19 protein-coding genes and 3 tRNA genes are annotated in these 19,580 nt (G+C 60.5%); 9 read left to right on the top strand and 13 right to left on the bottom strand.

The genetic code is table 11. From position 1 onward, the window contains the following. Positions 1 to 37: 37 nt before the first annotated feature. From MHM85_RS10305 to MHM85_RS10290, 4 genes are all read right to left on the bottom strand, one after another. The gene (locus tag MHM85_RS10305) at positions 38 to 418 is read right to left on the bottom strand and encodes a metalloregulator ArsR/SmtB family transcription factor (protein WP_176558203.1); all 381 of its coding nucleotides are present in this window, start codon (positions 416 to 418) and stop codon (positions 38 to 40) included. Between the two features lie 143 nt (positions 419 to 561). Next, positions 562 to 637 (bottom strand) — tRNA-Asn (locus tag MHM85_RS10300). 38 nt (positions 638 to 675) lie between these two features. Continuing rightward, positions 676 to 751, bottom strand: a tRNA-Asn gene (locus tag MHM85_RS10295). A gap of 88 nt (positions 752 to 839) precedes the next feature. Beyond that, a tRNA-Asn gene (locus tag MHM85_RS10290) sits at positions 840 to 915 on the bottom strand. Positions 916 to 1,103: 188 nt separating this feature from the next. On the opposite strand from MHM85_RS10290, the gene miaB reads away from it, so the two are divergent. From miaB to lnt, 5 genes are all read left to right on the top strand, one after another. Further along, complete coding sequence (gene miaB, locus MHM85_RS10285; protein ID WP_139525541.1) at positions 1,104 to 2,447, top strand: tRNA (N6-isopentenyl adenosine(37)-C2)-methylthiotransferase MiaB; 1,344 nt, start codon at positions 1,104 to 1,106, stop codon at positions 2,445 to 2,447. A gap of 86 nt (positions 2,448 to 2,533) precedes the next feature. Then, on the top strand, positions 2,534 to 3,622 hold the full coding sequence (locus MHM85_RS10280) for a PhoH family protein (RefSeq protein ID WP_139525540.1): 1,089 nt from the start codon (positions 2,534 to 2,536) through the stop codon (positions 3,620 to 3,622). Next, on the top strand, positions 3,619 to 4,083 hold the full coding sequence (gene ybeY / locus MHM85_RS10275) for an rRNA maturation RNase YbeY (protein WP_139525539.1): 465 nt from the start codon (positions 3,619 to 3,621) through the stop codon (positions 4,081 to 4,083). Before MHM85_RS10280 ends, ybeY begins: the two co-directional genes overlap by 4 nt. 110 nt (positions 4,084 to 4,193) lie before the next feature. Continuing rightward, a complete protein-coding gene (locus MHM85_RS10270; RefSeq protein WP_139525538.1) occupies positions 4,194 to 5,078 on the top strand; it encodes a transporter associated domain-containing protein in 885 nt (294 codons plus the stop codon). A 48-nt stretch (positions 5,079 to 5,126) separates the two neighbouring features. Beyond that, positions 5,127 to 6,584 carry an apolipoprotein N-acyltransferase gene (gene lnt, locus MHM85_RS10265; RefSeq protein ID WP_153842396.1) on the top strand — a complete coding sequence of 486 codons (1,458 nt, stop codon included), beginning with the start codon at positions 5,127 to 5,129 and terminating at the stop codon, positions 6,582 to 6,584. Positions 6,585 to 6,674: 90 nt separating this feature from the next. On the opposite strand, the gene phaC is transcribed toward lnt, so the two are convergent. The 5 genes from phaC to prmB form a co-directional block, all read right to left on the bottom strand. Next, positions 6,675 to 8,528 carry a class I poly(R)-hydroxyalkanoic acid synthase gene (phaC, locus tag MHM85_RS10260; RefSeq protein ID WP_153842395.1) on the bottom strand — a complete coding sequence of 618 codons (1,854 nt, stop codon included), beginning with the start codon at positions 8,526 to 8,528 and terminating at the stop codon, positions 6,675 to 6,677. A gap of 104 nt (positions 8,529 to 8,632) precedes the next feature. Continuing rightward, complete coding sequence (locus MHM85_RS10255) at positions 8,633 to 9,043, bottom strand: phasin family protein (RefSeq protein WP_139525535.1); 411 nt, start codon at positions 9,041 to 9,043, stop codon at positions 8,633 to 8,635. A gap of 150 nt (positions 9,044 to 9,193) precedes the next feature. Beyond that, positions 9,194 to 9,565 carry a hypothetical protein gene (locus MHM85_RS10250; RefSeq protein WP_139525534.1) on the bottom strand — a complete coding sequence of 124 codons (372 nt, stop codon included), beginning with the start codon at positions 9,563 to 9,565 and terminating at the stop codon, positions 9,194 to 9,196. A 60-nt stretch (positions 9,566 to 9,625) separates the two neighbouring features. After that, the gene (gene aroC, locus MHM85_RS10245; RefSeq protein ID WP_153842394.1) at positions 9,626 to 10,717 is read right to left on the bottom strand and encodes a chorismate synthase; all 1,092 of its coding nucleotides are present in this window, start codon (positions 10,715 to 10,717) and stop codon (positions 9,626 to 9,628) included. A 13-nt stretch (positions 10,718 to 10,730) separates the two neighbouring features. After that, positions 10,731 to 11,690: a 50S ribosomal protein L3 N(5)-glutamine methyltransferase gene (prmB, locus tag MHM85_RS10240; RefSeq protein WP_153842393.1), complete on the bottom strand. Its 960-nt coding sequence runs from the start codon at positions 11,688 to 11,690 to the stop codon at positions 10,731 to 10,733. A gap of 150 nt (positions 11,691 to 11,840) precedes the next feature. Here prmB and MHM85_RS10235 point away from each other — a divergent pair, with 150 nt between their 5' ends. After that, positions 11,841 to 12,404, top strand: coding sequence for a Smr/MutS family protein (locus tag MHM85_RS10235; protein ID WP_153842392.1), 564 nt, complete (start codon positions 11,841 to 11,843; stop codon positions 12,402 to 12,404). 17 nt (positions 12,405 to 12,421) lie between these two features. On the opposite strand, the gene MHM85_RS10230 is transcribed toward MHM85_RS10235, so the two are convergent. Both MHM85_RS10230 and MHM85_RS10225 read right to left on the bottom strand, forming a co-directional pair. Beyond that, positions 12,422 to 13,438, bottom strand: a complete 1,017-nt coding sequence (locus tag MHM85_RS10230) for a patatin-like phospholipase family protein (RefSeq protein WP_176558202.1) — start codon at positions 13,436 to 13,438, stop codon at positions 12,422 to 12,424. Between the two features lie 60 nt (positions 13,439 to 13,498). Beyond that, complete coding sequence (locus MHM85_RS10225) at positions 13,499 to 14,371, bottom strand: alpha/beta fold hydrolase (RefSeq protein ID WP_168444439.1); 873 nt, start codon at positions 14,369 to 14,371, stop codon at positions 13,499 to 13,501. An 80-nt stretch (positions 14,372 to 14,451) separates the two neighbouring features. Here MHM85_RS10225 and MHM85_RS10220 point away from each other — a divergent pair, with 80 nt between their 5' ends. From MHM85_RS10220 to MHM85_RS10210, 3 genes are all read left to right on the top strand, one after another. Further along, positions 14,452 to 14,634, top strand: coding sequence for a hypothetical protein (locus MHM85_RS10220; RefSeq protein WP_139525529.1), 183 nt, complete (start codon positions 14,452 to 14,454; stop codon positions 14,632 to 14,634). Between the two features lie 89 nt (positions 14,635 to 14,723). Beyond that, positions 14,724 to 15,167 (top strand): translesion error-prone DNA polymerase V autoproteolytic subunit, encoded by a 444-nt coding sequence (gene umuD, locus MHM85_RS10215; RefSeq protein WP_139525528.1) that lies wholly within the window; start codon positions 14,724 to 14,726, stop codon positions 15,165 to 15,167. Further along, a complete protein-coding gene (locus MHM85_RS10210) occupies positions 15,164 to 16,552 on the top strand; it encodes a Y-family DNA polymerase (RefSeq protein WP_153842390.1) in 1,389 nt (462 codons plus the stop codon). The genes umuD and MHM85_RS10210 overlap by 4 nt, the downstream gene beginning before the upstream one ends. Here MHM85_RS10210 and MHM85_RS10205 read toward each other — a convergent pair. Both MHM85_RS10205 and MHM85_RS10200 read right to left on the bottom strand, forming a co-directional pair. Beyond that, positions 16,475 to 17,938 carry a sodium-dependent transporter gene (locus tag MHM85_RS10205; protein WP_153842389.1) on the bottom strand — a complete coding sequence of 488 codons (1,464 nt, stop codon included), beginning with the start codon at positions 17,936 to 17,938 and terminating at the stop codon, positions 16,475 to 16,477. The genes MHM85_RS10210 and MHM85_RS10205 overlap by 78 nt on opposite strands. Before the next feature lie 134 nt (positions 17,939 to 18,072). After that, positions 18,073 to 19,455, bottom strand: coding sequence for an L-serine ammonia-lyase (locus tag MHM85_RS10200; RefSeq protein WP_239377723.1), 1,383 nt, complete (start codon positions 19,453 to 19,455; stop codon positions 18,073 to 18,075). Positions 19,456 to 19,580: the final 125 nt, after the last annotated feature.

Raw genomic sequence — 19,580 nt, 5'->3', positions numbered from 1 at the left:
TTCGGGCTGGCGTTTTTTTGCATGTCATCGATGGCTGTTAACAGAGCGCCGCACGCCGCGCCGGGCGATCTCCCATGCGCGCCAAGCGTTGCGTCAGCGCTTCCAACGGCACTGCACTCCCCTGCGCACCCGATGCGATGATCGACTGCGCCCAGGCCGGCAGCTGCGGCGCCAAACGGTAGTAGACCCACTGCCCCTCCCGCTGGTCGACCAGCAAGCCACACTGTCGCAGCTGTGCCAAATGGCGCGACACCTTGGGCTGAGACTCCTCAAGCGCATAGGTCATCTCACACACACACAGCGACTGCTCGCGGGCAATCAGCAGCACCAGCATCAGCCGCGTCTCATCGCTCAAACACTTGAACACCTGCAGCGCCTGCAGGCTAGCCGCTTCTCCCACGACACCTTCCCACGCCATGAATTGGAAACATAGTGTACGCCATACGATAGGCAGGCGTTAAGAAGGGACGGACAGCTAACAAATACACATGTAAAAACACTCAAGATGCCAGTTGGCAACGGGCGATAGAATCATTCAGATAGGAAAGGTGATACGCTAAATGGCTCCCCGAGCAGGACTCGAACCTGCGACCCAATGATTAACAGTCATTTGCTCTACCAACTGAGCTATCGGGGAACGTTTACCTTATCGGTAATAATAGCAGAACAGCGATGTGGCTCCTCGAGCAGGACTCGAACCTGCGACCCAATGATTAACAGTCATTTGCTCTACCAACTGAGCTATCGAGGAACATCGTTTGCTGTTGCGTCTGAGCTGGAACCGACGACTTATCAGTGTTTGCGTAGATTGACCTAAGCCACTGTGCTGATAAGTGTTTTGGCTCCTCGAGCAGGACTCGAACCTGCGACCCAATGATTAACAGTCATTTGCTCTACCAACTGAGCTATCGAGGAACTGCTCAAACACGGTGCGTAGTATACTGATTGAATCGCGCGGGTCAAGTATCGATTATGGGGGAGTGCTAGCCCCTGGTTGGCTGTGTCCGTATAATGCAGCCATTCGACGGCAGCGCTGCACGCTGTCTCACCGTTATTTCATTCATCCCTCGTCCCCTTCGACGACCCATAGATGACAGGTACCGATGGCGAAGAAGCTCTTCATCAAAACGCACGGCTGCCAAATGAACGAGTACGACTCCTCGCGTATGGCGGACCTACTCGGCGAATCTCACCAGCTAGAACTCACCGATAACGAGAAGGAAGCAGACGTCATTCTTCTCAACACCTGCTCCATTCGTGAAAAGGCGCAGGACAAGGTGTACCACCAGCTAGGCCGCTGGAAAAAGCTCAAAGACGCCAATCCAGACCTGGTCATTGGTGTGGGCGGCTGCGTAGCCAGCCAAGAGGGTGAAGCGCTGCGCAAACGCGCCCCTTACGTGGACATGATCTTTGGCCCGCAAACGCTACACCGCGTGCCGAAGATGCTCGACGCCCGCAACAATAATCAGATTGCGGCGGTGGACGTCACTTTCCCGGAAATCGAGAAGTTCGACCACTTGCCCCAGCCCAAGTCCGATGGCGCGACGGCGTTCGTGTCGGTCATGGAAGGCTGCTCCAAGTACTGTACGTTCTGCGTGGTGCCCTACACCCGTGGCGAAGAGGTCTCGCGACCCTTCGAGGCGGTGATGGACGAAGTGATCCACCTGGCGGACCAGGGCGTGCGCGAGATCAACCTGCTGGGCCAGAACGTCAACGCCTACCGGGGGGAGAATGACGATGGCGACGAGATCGACCTGGCCGAGCTGATTGCCTGCGTGGCCGCCGTCGACGGTATCGACCGCATTCGCTTCACTACCTCGCACCCAGTGGAATTCACTGACAGCCTGGTCGACGCCTTTGCCGAGATTCCCGAGCTGGTCAGCCACCTGCACCTACCGGTGCAGTCCGGCTCCGACCGAATTCTCAGCGCCATGAAGCGCGGGCACACGGCAGAAGAGTACATCGAGAAGATGGAGCGCATCCGCGCGAACCGCCCGGATATTAGCTTCTCCTCCGACTTCATCATCGGCTTCCCCGGTGAAACGGAAGAAGATTTCGAAGCGACGATGGATCTGATTCATCGCATCGGCTTCGACCACTCGTTCAGCTTCGTCTACTCGGCGCGCCCCGGCACGCCGGCATCGGGCTTGGCCGACGACACGCCAGAAAGCGTCAAGAAGCAGCGCCTGGCCATTCTGCAGGAGCGCATCCTGCAGCAGGCGGCGCAAATCAGCCGCCGTATGGTGGGCTCTACCCAGCGCATCCTGGTCACCGGGTTCTCGCCCAAGGACCCCGGCCAGCTCTCCGGGCGCACCGAGAACAACCGAGTCGTCAATTTCCGTGCCGCCAACCCCACCGAACTGATCGGCTACTTCGTCGATGTCGAGATCACCGAAGCGCTGCCCAACTCGCTGCGTGGCGAGCTTGCTTCGGGCGAGCGTTATTGATCGCTCGCCTATCCTATGTAATTGCCCCGGCCCCGCCGGGGCAGTAAGCTGAGACTCACACACATCAACTAACGGGTTTCTTACTCTTGAGCCAGCCATCACCTCAGGCCAATCGCATCATTACCCTAAGCCTTGAACCCAATGACCCGCAGCGCCTTGCCAGCCTCTGCGGCCAGCAGGACGAGCACCTAAAGCTGATCGAGAGCCGCCTGGACGTGACGTTGCGCAACCGTGGCAACGTTTTTCAGCTGGCCGGTGCCGCGAATCGTATCAAAGCGGCTGCCAACGTGCTGGAACACCTCTACCGTGAAACCGCTGCCGACGAGCTCTCGGCGGATACCGTGCATCTATTCCTGCAGGAGTCAGGCCTGGAAGCACTGGAGGAGGAAGAGGACGGCGAAGGCGGTAGCGATGAAGTGATCATGCGCACCCCGCGTGCCATGATCAAACCCCGCGGCCTGAACCAGCAGCGCTACGTGCAGAGCATCCGCGAGCACGACATCAACTTCGGCATCGGACCAGCGGGTACCGGCAAAACGTACCTTGCCGTAGCGGCTGCCGTGGAAGCGCTCAACCAGCAAGAGGTGCGCCGCATCCTTCTGGTCCGCCCAGCGGTGGAAGCGGGCGAAAAGCTCGGCTTCCTACCGGGGGACTTGGCGCAAAAGATCGACCCGTACCTGCGCCCGCTATACGACGCGCTGTACGAAATGATCGGCTTTGAGCAGGTGGCGAAACTGATCGAGCGTCAGGTGATCGAGATTGCCCCGCTGGCTTACATGCGTGGCCGCACACTCAACAACTCGTACATCATTTTGGACGAGAGCCAGAACACCACGCCGGAGCAGATGAAGATGTTTCTGACGCGGATCGGCTTTGGCTCCACGGCGGTCATCACCGGCGACATTACCCAGGTCGACCTGCCCCGGGGGCAGCGCTCGGGGCTGTCGCAGGTGCTGGACGTGCTCAAGGATACCCCCGGCATCGGCGTGACCCACTTTGCCGCGAAGGACGTAGTGCGTCACCCGCTGGTGCAGCGCATCATCGAAGCCTACGACGAGTTCGAGTCTCAGCAGGAAGTGGCCGAGCGTGCCCGGCGTGAAGCCCGCCAGCAGGAGCGCGAAGCGCGTATGCAGGCCATGGAGCGCAACAGCAGTCCGAGAGAGAACGACCGATGAGCACTATCGTGATCGACCGGCAGGCGGCCATCGATGAGCCGCTGCTCCCTTCGCTCGAACAGCTCACCCACTGGGTGGGCTGTGTCTTTTCTCGTCATCCGGACGACGAGCGTCAAGAGTTGACCATTCGTTTCGTCGACGAAGAGGAGAGCCAGGCGCTCAACCGCGACTATCGCGGTAAAGACAAGCCCACCAACGTGCTCTCGTTTCCGTTCGAGAACCCACCTGGCATCACTCTTCCGCTGCTGGGTGACCTAATCATTTGTCACGCCGTGGTCGCCCGCGAAGCCGACGAACAGCAGAAGCCGCTGGCCCACCACTATGCACACATGGTCGTACACGGCACCCTTCACTTGATGGGCTACGATCATATCGACGACCAGGAAGCCGAAGAGATGGAGCAATTAGAGCGTGAGCTGTTGGCTTCCCTCGATATTGCTGATCCTTATCACGCGTCCTAAATCCAGCGAACGTTTAGAGTGGTGTCAACGGCCACTCAGTGATACAACGATGGCGTGTATGTACGATCACCCTAGCAACACCTTTTTTGGTAACTGAGAGATTTGACGCAATGAGCGAAGACCGATCGAGCAACCCCAATCAAAAATCATGGCTCGAGAAACTCTTTGGCGCCCTTTCCGGAGACAACGACGAACCCAGCTCACGAGACGAGCTGATGACGTTTTTACGCCACACCGCTGGCAAACTGAAGCTCGATCAAGACGCCATCATGATTATTGAGGGGGCGCTCGATATCAGCGATCAGCAGGTGCGTGAAATCTTGATCCCACGCTCTCAGGTCACGGCCATTACCCTCGATCAAACGCGGGAAGATTACCTGCCGCTAATCCAAGAAACCGGCCACTCCCGCTACCCCGTGGTGGGCGAAAATCTGGACGACGTGAAAGGTATCCTGCTTGTCAAGGATCTACTGCCCCTGCTGTCACAATCGCAAGAGAGCCGCGACGCCTTCAAGCTGGAAGACGTGCTGCGCCCAGCGATGTTCATTCCCGAATCCAAACGTCTGAATACGCTGCTCAAGGAGTTTCGCGAGACCCATAACCATATGGCGATCGTGGTGGACGAGTACGGTGGCACGGCGGGGATCATCACCATCGAAGACATTCTCGAACAGATCGTCGGGGATATCGAAGACGAGCATGATACCGATGAAGAGGACGATATCCGTACGCTGGAGAACGGCCACTTCGCCATTCGCGCCCTCACGCCCATCGAAGACTTCAACGAGCGTTTCGGCACCGAATTCTCCGACGACGAATTCGACACGGTGGGTGGACTGGTCATGCAGCAGTTCGGTCACCTTCCCGGCCGCGGCGAACACACGACGCTAGGCGGCTGGCGCTTCGTCATCTTGAACGCCGATAATCGCCGTATTCGCCTGCTCGAAGCCTACCGCGACAGCGACGCCGCTGACGACGAGCATCAGGACGACTAGATGGCCGTCCTCCCACTGTCTTTACTACCCTGCAGATAGGATATCGCCATGGGGTTCACACCCACGTTGATGCTACAGCTGCTCGCCGCTCTGGTGGCGGGCGGCTTTACCACGCTGACCGCCTCCCCCTTCGAACTCTGGTGGCTAGGCCCGGTGGCCATGGGCCTGCTGTACGTGGGCCTGCACACGCTGACTCCGCGCCAGGCGGCGCTGAAAGGCTGGCTTTATGGCGTGGCGTTATTTGCCAGCGGCACCTCTTGGGTGTACGTCTCGATTCACGATTACGGCTATACCGGGGTGCCGCTGGCGGTGTTTTTGACGGCGCTCTTCGTTGGGGTGCTGGCGCTCTTCTTTGCGGGCACGTTCTGGCTCTACCGCCGCTTCATCGGCCCCCGCTGGGCGCTGCTCACCTTTGCTGGTGCGTGGGTGCTGGGCGAGGTGCTGCGCACTTACTTGTTCACCGGCTTCCCTTGGCTGCTGGTCGGCGCGAGCTACGTGGACTCCCCACTGGCCAACTGGGCCCCAGTAGGAGGTGTCTACCTACTCTCGCTGCTGGTGGTGCTCACCGGCACGCTGGGAGCGGAACTATTGCGCCGCCAGTGGTGGGTCGCCCTGCCGCTGGCCGCCATCTGGCTGGCCCCGCTGGCACTGCCCAGCCAGTGGACCACGCCGGTCAGCGAGCCTACCCGCGTGGCGCTGCTACAGGGAAACTTGCCGCAGCTGCTGAAGTGGACCCCCGAAGGCCAGCGTACCGCGGCCAATACCTACAGCGAGCTGACGCGCGAAGTGGCGGATGAGACGGATCTGATCGTGTGGCCGGAAACGGCGTTGCCCATGATCGATAGCCAAGCACGGCCCGTGCTGGAGCGAGTGCAGTCCAACCTGCCGCCTGAAACGGCTCTCATCACCGGCATCGTGCAGTTGGATGAGAACGACCGCTACTTCAACAGCGTGATTGGCGTTGGCAACGTGGAAGGCAGCTACCAAAAAGAGCACCTGGTGCCGTTTGGTGAGTACCTGCCGCTGGAGAGCCTGCTGCGCGGCGCCATCAACTTCTTCGACTTGCCCATGTCCAGCTTTACCAAGGGCGCCTCCGAGCAGGTGCCGATGCAAGCAGCAGGAGTGGCGATCGGTAACGCCATTTGCTACGAGATCATCTACCCAGCGCTGGTCGCAAAGCGGGCGGCAGATAGCGGCGTGATCGTGACCGTCTCCAACGATACTTGGTTCGGCGCCTCCATCGGCCCGCACCAGCACCTGCAAATGGCGCGCCTGCGCGCCTTGGAGAACGGCCGTTACGTGGTACGCGCCACCAGCAACGGCATCACCGCCATCATCGACCCACGTGGCGACGTAGTGGAGCGCGCGCCGCAGTTCGAGACCACCTATCTCACCGGCGAGTTTTACGCCATGGAGGGGCTGACGCCGTTCACCCGCCTGGGCAGCCTGCCCGTTTGGTTGCTGGCGGGGCTACTGCTGCTACCGGGCCTCGTGCGTCGGCGGTAACGGTTGCGGCGCAGCGGCCATCAAAAAGCCCCCTGACACGTTCGTGGCAGGGGGCTTCGTTTTAGGCGGGCTTCTAACAGCCCTCGCCGATCAGGTGCTGCTAGGAATTTCTCCGAGCACTTCTGGAATGGTCATGCGCACGTAGCGGCCCGGCGCGGCTTCGATCACCTTCAGCTCGCCCGCACCCGGCTGGCGGGCGGGCACCATCTTTTTCGGGTCCGCATCGGCGTAGCCGTTCTCCGTCACCCACGCTTGCCAATGGGGCCACCAGGAGCCTTCGTGGAAGGTCGCGCCCTCCTGCCAGGCGTCGTGGGTCTCGGGCAGCGTGTCGTTGGTCCAGTAGCCATACTTGTTCTTATGAGGCGGGTTCACGATACCGGCAATATGCCCGGAACCGCCCAGCACGAAGGTCGTCGGGCCTTTGGGCAGCAGCGCACCGTAGTAGGTGCTGTTCCACTTGGCGATGTGATCCTCTTTGGTGGAGACGAAATAGCTGGGCGCCGAAATTTTGCGCAGGTCGATGTTGACGCCGTCCAGCTCGATGCCGCCCGGCTCCACCAAACGGTTCTCCAGGTACATATGACGCAAATACCATGCGTGAGTGCCAGCCGGCAGGTTGGTGCCGTCGGTGTTCCAGTAGAGCAGGTCGAAGGCTGCCGGAATCTCACCCTTCAGATAGTTGTTGATGTAGAACGACCAGAACAGGTCGTTCTCGCGCAACAGATTGAAGGTATAGGCCATGGATCGGCCATCCAAATAGCCCTGCACCTGCATGGTTTGCTCAATGCCCTGCACTACGCGCTCGTTCAAGAACACGCCGATATCGCCCGGGTCTCGAAAATCCTGCAGTGTGGCCATGTAGGTGACCGATTTCACCTTGCGGCCACGGCGGGTGCTGGTGAGGTAAGCCACCGTCGAGGCGGTCAGCGTGCCGCCCACGCAGTAGCTCAGCAGGTTGACCGACTTCTCTCCGCACGCCTTTTCGATGGCCTCCATGGCGCTGATCGGGCCCATCTGCATGTAATCGGCCCAGGTAATGTCACGCTGCTCGGGACCTGGGTTACGCCAGGAGATCAGAAACACCGTGTGGCCTTGGTCGACCATCCACTTTACGAGCGAGTTATCTTCACGCAGGTCGAGGATGTAATACTTGTTGATCCAGGGCGGCACGATCAATAGCGGCGTCTTGAACGTTTTTTCGGTGGTCGGCGTGTATTGAATGAGCTGGATCAGCTCGTTTTCATACACTACGGCGCCAGGCGTTACCGCGATGTTCTCGCCCACGCCAAAGGCGCTGCGGTCGGTCATGCGTACGTTGATACCCTCTGCCGAGTTGGCAAGGTCTTCACGCAGCCGTGCCAACCCGTCGACCAAATTCTGGCCTTTGGTTTCCAGGGTACGGCGCATCACTTCTGGGTTGGTCGAGACGAAGTTGGTGGGCGACATCGCGTTCACCAACTGGCGGGCGTAAAACGCCAGATTACGCTTATGAACGGGGTCCAACCCGTCGAGGTCGTTAATCAGCTCGTCGACCATCTGCGAAAACAGCAGATACTGCTGCATGATCGCCATGTAGTAGGGATCGGTGGTCCAGGCATCGTCCTTGAAGCGCCGGTCATGTTTGGGCGGGGTCACGAGCGGGGTGACCTGCTCTCCGGCCATGGCGCGCACTCCCTGCTGCCATAAAAGCCACTGGTCTTGCATCAGCCGCGACTGGGTTTGCCACAGCAAATTTGGGTTGCTCATCAGCGAGCGGGCGGCGGCTTCGAAGCTCTCGCGCATATCGCTGTAGACGGAGTCGGCGGCTTCGCTGGGCGCCATGCGTGTCAGTAAGTCGCCTAACAGAGCGTTGTACTGCTCACCAATGTCGTCGAGCTGCGCCTTCCATGCCTCCATCTCTTCTTGAGAGTAGTGTTGAGACGGCATTTTCCACCCTGACTGCATACCCCTTCCCCCTCACCTGCTGGGCGGCATCCGCCCCGGCAACGCTTTCAAGAACACGACAAACGAAGGCGGCGCCTCGATGGCGCCGCACGGCTCGTTCACGATCAGCTTTTGCGAGACGACTGGCTCGTCGCTTTGGCGGGCTGCTCGCCTTTGGCGGCGGCGCTGGCCTGTTCGGTCATTTTTTGCCCGGCTTCGCTAAACAGCTTCTCCATTTCGGATTTGAACTGCAGGCTCATCTCGCTCATCGCTCGCGCGTCTTCCTGCATTTGTTGGGAGAGCTCGTTCATCATTTCTGCTTGTTGGGTGCCGAAATCGCGCAGGCTCTCGGCGTCGCTGATCTCCGTTGCACTGCGGATGCGCTCGGTGCCCATTTGGGTATAGCGCTTCATCGCTTCGAGCTGATACTGGGTCATTTTTTCCATGTTGTTGAGCATCAGCGAGTTCATCTTGCGCATCGGCTCGAACATTTGGCGGGTCTGGGCGTTGAAGGCGTCCATCATTTTGTCTTGCATGGTGATTGCTCCTATCTCTCGTTCCTTGGCATGAGCCGGGAGTGGCTCATCACATCGCAAATTGCTGCACCGCAAAAAGAGTAATACGCGCCATGCTGCTTTGCAATATACTCCCGCCGCAGTGCTCCCCATCGATAGCGCCTAACTCGCCTACCCCTTGGCCCGAGAGCGAGAAGAGGCCGTGGCTTTCGCCTTGGTCGTTTTCTCATTGGCCGCCGACGAAGGTTCGCTATCCGTTTGGCTGGCACTACCGCTGTGGGCGCTACCGGCCTGGCGCAGCATATCCAGCATCATCTGTTGATAGGTGCCAAAATTGGCCAGCCCCTGTGAAAGCCCCTGCTGCATCATGGGTTGCTGCAAAAAGGGGCGCATCAAGCTCATGGGGTCATAGCCCTCTACCCCTGATTCCATCTGCCGTTGAATGTTGTTCAGCAAGTTCTGCTGGAACGCTTCCACATCGGGGAGTCCCAGCGACTGCCGAAACTCATCGGGCGTCAGGTCAAACTCAACGTTAATTTTCATAGGGAACTCCTTAACCGTCTTCCTTGAGTGTAGCAGCGAACTTCTCGGCGTACCTTGGCGTTATCGCTGACCCAAACGCGGTGTATCAACGCTAACGTCGGCGTTTTGGCCACGATGGCGAAGCCAGTGATCGAGCAGCGTCATGGCCATCATGGCTTCGGCGATGGGCGTTGCCCGAATGCCCACGCAGGGGTCGTGACGCCCTTTGGTGATCACCTCGACCGGCTCGCCGTATACATCGATGGAGCGTCCGGGCGTGGTAATGCTGGACGTCGGCTTCAGCGCCAGCCGCGCGACGATGGGCTGGCCGCTGGAAATGCCGCCCAGCACGCCGCCTGCGTGGTTGGAGAGAAAGCCTTCCGGCGTCATCTCGTCGCGGTGTTCGCTTCCGCGCTGGGCAACGCAGCCAAAGCCCGCGCCGATTTCGATCCCTTTTACCGCGTTGATACTCATCAAACCGTGCGCTAGATCAGCATCCAGGCGGTCGAAGACCGGCTCGCCCAGACCCACGGGCACGCCCTCGGCAATCACGGTGATTTCCGCACCCACGGAGTCCTGATCCCGGCGAAGCTGATCCATGTAGGTTTCCAGCTCAGGGACCTTATCGGGGTCGGGGCAGAAAAAGGCGTTCTGATCGACGGCGTCCCAGGTTTTGAAGTCGATCTTGATCGGTCCGAGCTGGCTCATGTAGCCACGAATCTGAATACCCTGTGCCGCCAGCACCTTCTTGGCAATGGCACCGGCCGCCACGCGCATGGCGGTTTCACGGGCACTGGAGCGGCCGCCCCCTCGGTAGTCGCGGTGGCCATACTTGTGGTGATAAGTGTAGTCCGCGTGGGCGGGGCGGAACTGGTCCTTGATCTTGGAGTAGTCCTTGGAGCGCTGGTCGGTGTTTTCGATCAGCAGGCCAATGGAGGTGCCGGTGGTCTTGCCGTCGAACACGCCGGAAAGAATGCGCACCTGATCCGGCTCTTTGCGCTGGGTGGTGTGGCGCGAGCTGCCAGGGCGACGGCGATCCAGGTCGCCTTGCAGATCCTCTTCGCTAATCGCGATACCGGGAGGGCAGCCATCGATGATGGCTCCCAACGCGGGACCGTGGCTTTCGCCAAAAGTAGTGACGGTAAACAGTTTGCCAAACGTATTGCCAGACATGGGCGTTAATTCCTCACGCAAAAGACGCCGCATGGGCGTCGAGTTCAGCGGCGCTCAGGGCGAACACGCCCTGGCCGCCACGCTCGAATTCAAGCCAGATGAACGGCACCTCGGGGAAGGCGGCCTCCACGTGGCGGTCAGAGTTGCCGACTTCGACGATCAGCCAGCCCTCTTCCGTTAAGTGTTGCCGCGCCTCGCGCAGAATGCGCCGCACGATATCCAGGCCGTCGCTGCCGGCGCCCAGCGCCAGCGACGGCTCGTGGCGGAACTCGGCGGGCATGGTGGCCAGATCGCGCTCATCGACGTAGGGCGGGTTGGAGACGATCAGGTCGAAGCGCTGGCCTTCCAGGCCGTCGAACACGTCCGATGCCACGGCGCGCACGCGGTCGCCGACATCGTGACGGGTAATATTTTGCCGCGCCACGGCCAAGGCATCCTGGCTGATATCCGCCAGCGCCACTTCACAGGTGGGCAGCACCAGCGCCGTGGCAATGCCGATACAGCCAGAGCCGGTGCATAAATCCAGCACCCGGGCGGGCGGCTCTTCGGGGAACCAGGCGGCAAAGCCATCTTCGATCAGTTCAGCCATCGGCGAGCGGGGGATCAACACGCGCTCATCGACGTTGAAGGGATAGCCAGCAAAGAAGGCTTCGCCCAGCAGATACGGCAGCGGGCGGCGCGTGGTGACGCGCTCACGAGCGAGGCGAATGATCCGCTCGCGCTCGACGGGCAGCAGCCGCGCATCCAGCACGGCGGGGTCGACGTTCCAGGGCAGATGCAGCGCACCCAGGCAGAGCGCTACCGCCTCGTCCCATGGCGACTGCGTACCGTGGCCATAGTGCAACCCCGCCAAATAGAACTCACTGGAAACCCAGCGCAAATAGTCTCTCAGCGTGAAAAGCTCGCTGATCAACGCAGATTCCGGCTGCGCTAACGTCGAGGGGAAGGACTCATCGGTGAGATGCGTGGTCACAAGGGCTCCTGGCGTCAAAAATTCGTTAGGGGGATTGTACCTTTGACGCCGCCCGGTTCACAGCAGCGCTAGGCTCGCTATACTGTCTCGCCTTAGCGTTTTTATTCATCGCCGTGTTTTTCACCACTACCTTGTTGATTCGAGCCGACCATGACGCGACACCTGCCCAACGATGACGATATCAGTGCCTTTCGCCAAGCGCTGCAGGCGGCAGGGGTGCGCCGTATTGCCACTAACCAAGCCGATCCCGGCAAGCCCAAGCGCCCGTCAGAGGCCAGCGAAGCGCGCCGCCGCGCGGCGGTGGAGAGCAACACGTTGCAAACCAGTGGGCGCACTTCCGATGGCCGGGTAGAGGCCGTGCGGCCCTCGGAGTATCTTGAGTTCAGCGTCCCCGACCTCCCCTGGCGTACCTTTAGCCAGCTCAAACGGGGCCAAACGGCATGGCAGGCGGGGTTGGATCTGCACGGCTACACCTTGGAAGAGGCGCGTTTGGAGCTGGAGAGTTTCTTGCGCGACGCCGCCGCTCAGGGGCTGCGCTGCGTGCTGGTGGTGCATGGCAAGGCGTGGGGCACCACGTCCGACTTCCCTGTGCTGAAAAGCCACACCAACGCCTGGCTGAGAGAGTGGCCCGGCGTGCTGGCGTTCTGCTCTGCCACCGATATCGATGGCGGCACCGGGGCGGTGTATATCTTGCTGCGTAAGCGTGGCCAGTAGGGTTATTTCTAACGTGTTTACTCCGCCGCATCCGAGGCGATGCTCGGCATGCGTCGCTCCAATGCCTCATCGGCCAAGTGACGGCCTAACCGAATCAACTCGTTGGCACGGTGGAATTCATAAGTGCTGCAAACCGTTTTGGGAATCTCGATCAGTACGTCGGGCGGATAGCCCGCCACTTTGTACTTCGCTAGTGCCGCCTGAGTAATATCGAACGACTCCAGAATCATATCCAGCTTGCCCCACTCACGCTTGCCACGCAGGTCCACGGTTTCGTCATCGTCGCTCTCGTCGACACCACCGCCCAAACCGCCCCACAGCCGCCGGGTGGTGGCGCGCACCTCTTCTATCCAGCCACCAATATTGGCGTCCCGATCACGCACTAGGGCGGTGCGTTCGTCATCGTGTGCCTCTTTGGGTAGCAGCTCATCCAGCGTGACGGGCTGCGGGCTGTGGGCGGTAACGTTCACCGCCACCACGAAATCCGCCTCATGGGCCGCCAGAATCGGCATCATGGGGAGCGGATTGAGCAGCCCGCCATCCACCAGCACCTGCTCACCAACGTGTACCGGCGTGATCACTCCCGGCACGGCAATCGAAGCGCGGATGGCGCGCAGTAGCGGGCCGTTTTGAAACCAGACTTCTCGCTGACGCACCAAGTCCGTCGCCACGGTGGTCACCGGAATGGGCAGGTCTTCGATCAGCCGATCGCCCACCAGCTCTTCGAGCTTGCTCATCACTTTGTTGGCGCGCATCGCGCCCATGGGGCTCCAAGTCACGTCGACCAGCTTGAGCACGTCTAGGTAATCGAGGTTACACACCCAGTCGCGATACTCCGGCAGCTTACCCGACGCGTAAATGCCGCCGATCAGCGCGCCCATGGAGCATCCGGCTATCGAAATGATCTCGAAACCTCGGGCTTCTAGCGCCTCGATCACGCCGATGTGTGCATACCCCCTTGCGCCACCGCTACCTAACACCAGAGCGACTTTATTGCCGCCCCCCAGTGCTCTCTGCGTCAATTGGCTAACCACGTTCCGACCCTCCTTGTTGGCCTAGCGACCCATGGGTGTGCGTTGGCTTTTCATGCACCATCAACTGGCCAAGCAGTGTTCACGAGAGATCACGTCGGCCACGCGTTCGACGGCCTGCGGCTCCAAATGCAGATGATGACCGCCTGATAGCACGTGCCGGGTGAGCTTCGGCACTGCCTGCCGCGCCTGAACGGCCCATGCCCGCTCGCCCAAAATACCTCGTTCTCCTTCTATCAATAGCACCGGTGCGCGAATCTCGCTCAGTACGGCCAGCACCTGCTGGGGCGTAAAGCGTACCAGCGAGGGTTTGAGCAGGCGGCTATCGGTACGCATCTGCACCTTACCATCGGCGGTGATTTGAGTATTGCGCTCGACCAAAGGCATCGCGGTGATACTGTCCAACGGCGTGACACCGCCCGCCACCCGGGCCGCCACGGCGCTTTCCAGGTCAGGATAACGCGGCGTGCGTGAAGAACTGCGCCGATGAGCGATGACGCCTTTGCGCAGTTGGCTAACCGTCTCTTCTGGCGGCGTATTGAGCGCGCCCAAGCCGTCCAGCAGCACCAGTTGCGCGACCTTTTCTGGCAAGGCAGCCGCGATCAAACAGGCAACCGCCGCGCCCATGGAGTGCGCCAGCAGCGTGGTCTGTTCGAGGCCTAGGTCGTCCATGGTATCCAGCACATCATGGGTGTAGTCCCAGAGCGCGTAGTCGCTGCCCGCAGGTGCATGGACGGAGTGCCCGTGGCCACGAAAATCGATCGCCACGATGCGAATGCCCAATGTACTCACCAAGTGCGGGGCTAGGCGTGTGAAGCTCGCGGCGTTATCCAGCCAGCCATGCAGCGCCAGCCAAGTGGGCGCGTCACGCTGTCCCCAGCTCAGGGCCGCTAACCGCCCATCGGCCAACGAAAGCGGCTGAGGCGCCGCACTCATTCGAGAAGCGTCCTTCATAAATCAGTGTCTCACAGCGAAAATCCGGCGCGTCAGATGACGCTATGGATGCAAACATTAGGATGCAAACGTTACCATGCTCGACGCAGCGCTTGCGCTGCTTTTACGCGGCCACGGGCCACGACGCCGATTATTTTTTGATGGAGATTGCCATGAAACCTCGCCGCGATACCCGCGTTCGCAACCTTGTGTTTTTTATCACGGTCATTAGTGCCCTGGTCGTGGGGCTGTGGCTGGCCCGCTAAGAGGCGAGCTTGCAATTTTTACCTCGTGGATAAATACTGTTTATTTATACTGTATATAAACACACCATTCATTCTCGAGGATACCGACGATGCCGTCTCAACTCGCCCCCGTTGCGACAGCCTTGCCGTTAACGTCTCAGCCGCTGCCGTTTCCTCCCTTGCGAGGCCGCGCAGGCTTTAGTGGCTTTCCTTCTCCGGCACAAGACTATGAGCCGCGCACCCTCGACCTCAATGCGCGGCTGATCAAACATCCCACCCAGACGTTTTACCTCACCGCCGCTGGCGACAGCATGGAGGGCTGGGGCATCTTCGAGGGAGATTTACTGGTCGTCGACCGCAGCGTCACGCCCCGCTTAGGGCATATCCTCGTGGCCATGTTCGATAACGAAGTGCTGATCAAACGCTACGCGCTGTATCGCGGCACGCCACACCTCTGCTCTGCCCACCCCCACTACCCGCCGCTGCCACTGGAAGACACCGACTGTCAGCACTGGGGCGTGGTGCGTGCCGTCATACACGAGTACCTGCCATGATCGGGCTGGTAGATGCCAATAACTTCTATGTCTCCTGCGAGCGGGTGTTCAACCCAGCGCTAGAAGGCAAGCCGGTGGGCGTGATGTCGAATAACGATGGCTGTGTGATTGCCCGTTCGGCGGAGATGAAAGCCATGGAGATCGCCATGGGCACGCCCGCCTACCAGTTAGAGGGGCTGCGCCGACGCGGAGTGATTCACCTGCTCTCTTCCAACTACGAGCTGTATGGCGATATGTCGGCAAGGCTGGCCCAGCTACTGCGCGATGCCTGTCCCGAGGTCGCCCCCTACTCCATCGACGAGATGTTCATCTACTTGGACGGCTTCGACGATGCCCAGTGCCAAGCCATCGGTGCAGCGCTGCGCCGCCGTATTCGCCGCCATTTAGGGCTGCCCGTGTGCGTGGGCCTTGCGCCGACGCACACGCTGGCCAAGCTGGCCAACCACGTAGCGAAAAAACAGCCGCATTATGAAGGGGTATGTCTACTTCAAGGCGATAGCGCGACCACCCATGTGCTGCTCAAACAGCTCGCCGTTAGCGACGTGTGGGGGGTCGGGCGACGCTTGGCGGAGCGGCTAGCGGTGAGCGGTATTCGCACCGCCTGGGACCTGCGTGAGTGCGACCCGAAACAGCTGCGCAAACGCTTTTCCGTGGTAGTGGCACGCACCGCACTGGAACTACGCGGTACGCCCTGCCTGGAGATGAACGCCGTGGAGCAGCCCCGTCAACGCATCATGACCTCACGCTCGTTCGGTCAAGCCACCGGCGTCAAAGCGGACCTGCACGCGGCGCTGCGCCGCCACGCCCAGCGCAGCGCCGAAAAACTGCGTCAGCAGGGCAGCCTGGCCCGCGCGGTGATGCTGTTCTTGAATACCAACCGCCACCGCAAAGATCAACCGCAGCGCTCGCCCAGCGCGATGATTCCACTCGACGCGCCTACCGACGATACCCGTATCCTCTTGGAGGCCGTTCGCGAAGGGCTCGACCAGATGTACCTGCCCGGCTTTCAGTTCATGAAAGCGGGCGTGATGCTGCTGGATTTGGTGGATGCGCAGCAGTATCAACTCTCGCTGCTACAGCCTGCCGCCAAAGCACACCCGCACTTGATGAAGACGGTCGACGCCATCAACCAGAAGATGGGGCAAGGTACGCTACGCTTTGGTATGACCGATGCCGACGCACCTTGGCAGCTGCGCTGTGCGCATCGCTCCAAGCGCTATACCACGTGTTGGGATGAGTTAATGGAGGCAGGCACTCACCCTGGCGCCATCGCTGAGGCCAGGGCGAGACGAGAAGCGCAGCAGCGCTTAGCGGGAAGAAAGCGCTCGGCGAAGACGCGGGCTAATGGCTTCGCCCACCACGGCCACGAGCACCAACAGCGCTAGCAGCACCGGCCAGTGGGCCGCAAACGACACCTGGTACAGCCCGAGAGCATCGACGAAGATCACCAGAATGCCCAGCGGGCTCACATAGCGCACCATGGCCAGCCACAGTGCATAGGGCAGTGGCGCAAGACCCAGCTCGTCGCGGAAGGTCTCGCTGTTCAGCACGAAGCCCGCCAGCAGCACCATACCCAGGCCACCCAACGGCATCATCCAGCGCGAGGTGAGGTAGTCCAACCAGTCGAAGAAGTGCTTGCCCGCCAGCGTCCAGTCTGCGCCCAGGTTGAACGACAGCATCGCCAGCGTGCTGATCAGCCACAGCACGATGCCGGTGGCCCAAGCTGCCGACCGACGGCTCATGCCTTTGTTATCGCACAGCCAAGAGACCGTCGCTTCCACCATGGAGATCGACGAGGTGAGCGCGGCCATGGAGAGCATCAAGAAGAACAGCACGCCAAACAGCGACCCCAGCGGCATGGCCTGAAACGCCAACGGCAGGCTCATGAAGAGCAGGCCCGGGCCTTCGCCGGGATTCATACCGTTGGCAAAAATCACCGGGAAGATCGCCAGCCCCGCCATCAGCGCCACCACGGTATCGGCCACGGCCACGCTCAAAGTGGTGCGGCCAATGGAGGCACCTTTGGGCAGGTAGCTGCCGTACGTCAGAATCGCTCCCGACGCCAGCGAGAGGGTAAAAAACGCGTGGCCCAGCGCCGCCAGCATCCCTTCGCTGGAGAGGCTGCCCGCCTTGAAGGAGAACAGGAACGCGACCGCATCGCCGAAGCCGCCAGAAAATATCCCGAAGGCGATCAGCAGCAAGAGCATCAGCACGAGGCCAGGCATCATCCAGCTGACGTTTTTCTCGATACCCTCTTGAACGCCTTTACCGACGATGAACATGGTCAGCAGCGTGACCAGGGTGCTCCAGCCGCCGAGCGCAAAGGGGTTCGCGTTGTTGGCGCCGAACACGGCCGCCATGTCGTCCACGCTGGACCCCGCCAAGCCGCCGGAGAGCATCTTCCATAGGTAAGAGAACGACCAGCCCGCCACCACGACGTAGAACGACAGAATCATGAAGCCGCAGAGCATGGCCATCCAACCCAGCAGCGACCAGGCCGACGACCCTCCAGATTCGGTGACCACGCGACGTATGGCGTCGATGGGGCTCCCGCGCCCCCGGCGGCCGAAGGCGATTTCCGTCATCATGACCGGCACGCCCACCGCCAAAATACACGCCAAGTAGACCAACACGAAGGCCCCGCCACCGTACTCGCCGGTGATGTAGGGGAATTTCCAAATATTGCCCAGCCCCACCGCCGAGCCGGTGGCCGCCAGCATGAAGCCCCAGCGGCCCAGCCACTGAATGCGAGGTTGTCCCGAAGACGCCATGACCATCTACCCTGTCGGAAAAAAGCGCCTATCCTAGTGGATTTTGTCGCGAATGCCCACGATGCCTGTGCAAGACGCCTTTAACGCTCTTTCCCCAGCCCTTTCTCCGACCCTTTCTCTAGCCTTTTGCGGTATCAGCATTCGATGGCATTGACGGCCAGCCCGCCTTTGGAGGTTTCCTTATATTTATCGAGCATGTCTTTACCCGTATCACGCATGGTGCGGATCACTTTATCCAGCGAGATGAAGTGCGTGCCATCGCCCCGCAGCGCCATCTGCGCGGCATTGATGGCCTTGACCGTGGCAATCGCATTGCGCTCGATACAGGGGACTTGCACCAGCCCGCCGACGGGATCGCAGGTCAGCCCCAAGTTGTGCTCCAAGCCAATTTCGGCGGCGTGTTCGACCTGCTCGGGCGTTGCCCCCATCACGTCGGCCAGGCCAGCGGCCGCCATGGCACAGGCGGAGCCCACCTCACCCTGGCAGCCCACTTCAGCCCCAGAGATCGACGCATTCTTCTTGCAGAGAATGCCGATGGCGCCCGCGGCCAGCAGAAAGTCCACCACCTGCTTTTCACAGGCGTTGGGCTGGAACTTCATGTAGTAGTGGAGAACGGCGGGGGGGATACCCCCCGCGCCGTTGGTAGGGGCCGGGGCCCTGCGCCCCCCCGCCGCGTTCTCCTCGTTGACCGCCAGAGCGAAGATGTTCACCCACTCCATGGCCGAGAAGGTCGAGGCAATCAGGCAGTCGTTCTGCTCTGCGGTTTGCAGACGCTGATAGAGCAGCTTTGCCCTACGCTTCACTTTTAGGCCGCCCGGTAGAATGCCTTCGTGGGTCAGCCCGTTGTCGATGCACTCACACATCACTTGCCAGATACGCCATAGCTCGTTTCTGATCTCATCTTCGCTGCGCCACACCTTCTCGTTCTCCAGCATCAGCTGGCTGACCCGCAGCCCGTGATGCTTGCAGAGCGACAAGAGCTCATCGGCGGTATCGAAGTTATAGGGCAGCACGACGCCATCGAGGTCGTCCAGCGGCTTGTCTACCTGGGACTGCTCCACGACGAAGCCGCCCCCCACCGAGTAGTAGGTATTGTCGTAGAGCACCGCGCCTTCCGACGTGTACGCGGCCAGCCGCATGGCATTGGGGTGATGTGGCAGGCTCTCTTCGTGGAAATGAATGTCCGCGTCCCAGTCGAAGGGCACCTCTTTCTGACGACCGAGACTCAACGACCGAGATGCTTTCAAGCGCTCGATCGACGGCTCGATCACTGCAGGATCGATCGTGTCGGGCCTCTCACCCAGCAACCCCATGATGATGGCGTGATCGGTCGCGTGCCCGACCCCCGTGGCTGAGAGCGATCCGTAGAGATGTACGTCCAGATGCCCGACGTCGTTGAGCAGCTGTCGATCTCTTAGCTGGGTCACGTACGTATAGGCGGCCAGCATGGGCCCGACGGTATGCGAACTGGAGGGACCGACTCCAATCTTAAAGAGGTCGAAAACACTGATAGGCATTGGAGCACCTCTTTACCTATGCACGGGAGGACATCAGGCCGTGCCTGATACCTAGAATGAGTGAACGAACGATGGTTAAAACGACGGTCGGTGTCGAACGGCGTGTGCGCCGTTCGATGTCTTGG

The organism is Halomonas sp. McD50-4, from assembly GCF_022348135.1.
In the GTDB taxonomy this organism is placed as follows: Bacteria; Pseudomonadota; Gammaproteobacteria; order Pseudomonadales; family Halomonadaceae; genus Vreelandella; species Vreelandella piezotolerans.
Note: the sequence above shows the minus strand (reverse complement) of the source record. Positions and strands in the feature narration are given on the sequence as shown.

Excerpts from the sequence above, each read along its gene's own strand:
- MHM85_RS10305 (WP_176558203.1), bottom strand. The coding sequence starts at position 418 with ATGGCGTGGGAAGGTGTCGTGGGAGAAGCGGCTAGCCTGCAGGCGCTG.
- miaB (WP_139525541.1), top strand. The coding sequence starts at position 1,104 with ATGGCGAAGAAGCTCTTCATCAAAACGCACGGCTGCCAAATGAACGAG.
- ybeY (WP_139525539.1), top strand. The coding sequence starts at position 3,619 with ATGAGCACTATCGTGATCGACCGGCAGGCGGCCATCGATGAGCCGCTG.
- MHM85_RS10270 (WP_139525538.1), top strand. The coding sequence starts at position 4,194 with ATGAGCGAAGACCGATCGAGCAACCCCAATCAAAAATCATGGCTCGAG.
- lnt (WP_153842396.1), top strand. The coding sequence starts at position 5,127 with ATGGGGTTCACACCCACGTTGATGCTACAGCTGCTCGCCGCTCTGGTG.
- phaC (WP_153842395.1), bottom strand. The coding sequence starts at position 8,528 with ATGCAGTCAGGGTGGAAAATGCCGTCTCAACACTACTCTCAAGAAGAG.
- MHM85_RS10255 (WP_139525535.1), bottom strand. The coding sequence starts at position 9,043 with ATGCAAGACAAAATGATGGACGCCTTCAACGCCCAGACCCGCCAAATG.
- MHM85_RS10250 (WP_139525534.1), bottom strand. The coding sequence starts at position 9,565 with ATGAAAATTAACGTTGAGTTTGACCTGACGCCCGATGAGTTTCGGCAG.
- aroC (WP_153842394.1), bottom strand. The coding sequence starts at position 10,717 with ATGTCTGGCAATACGTTTGGCAAACTGTTTACCGTCACTACTTTTGGC.
- MHM85_RS10235 (WP_153842392.1), top strand. The coding sequence starts at position 11,841 with ATGACGCGACACCTGCCCAACGATGACGATATCAGTGCCTTTCGCCAA.
- MHM85_RS10225 (WP_168444439.1), bottom strand. The coding sequence starts at position 14,371 with ATGAGTGCGGCGCCTCAGCCGCTTTCGTTGGCCGATGGGCGGTTAGCG.
- MHM85_RS10220 (WP_139525529.1), top strand. The coding sequence starts at position 14,452 with ATGCAAACGTTACCATGCTCGACGCAGCGCTTGCGCTGCTTTTACGCG.
- umuD (WP_139525528.1), top strand. The coding sequence starts at position 14,724 with ATGCCGTCTCAACTCGCCCCCGTTGCGACAGCCTTGCCGTTAACGTCT.
- MHM85_RS10210 (WP_153842390.1), top strand. The coding sequence starts at position 15,164 with ATGATCGGGCTGGTAGATGCCAATAACTTCTATGTCTCCTGCGAGCGG.
- MHM85_RS10205 (WP_153842389.1), bottom strand. The coding sequence starts at position 17,938 with ATGGCGTCTTCGGGACAACCTCGCATTCAGTGGCTGGGCCGCTGGGGC.
- MHM85_RS10200 (WP_239377723.1), bottom strand. The coding sequence starts at position 19,455 with ATGCCTATCAGTGTTTTCGACCTCTTTAAGATTGGAGTCGGTCCCTCC.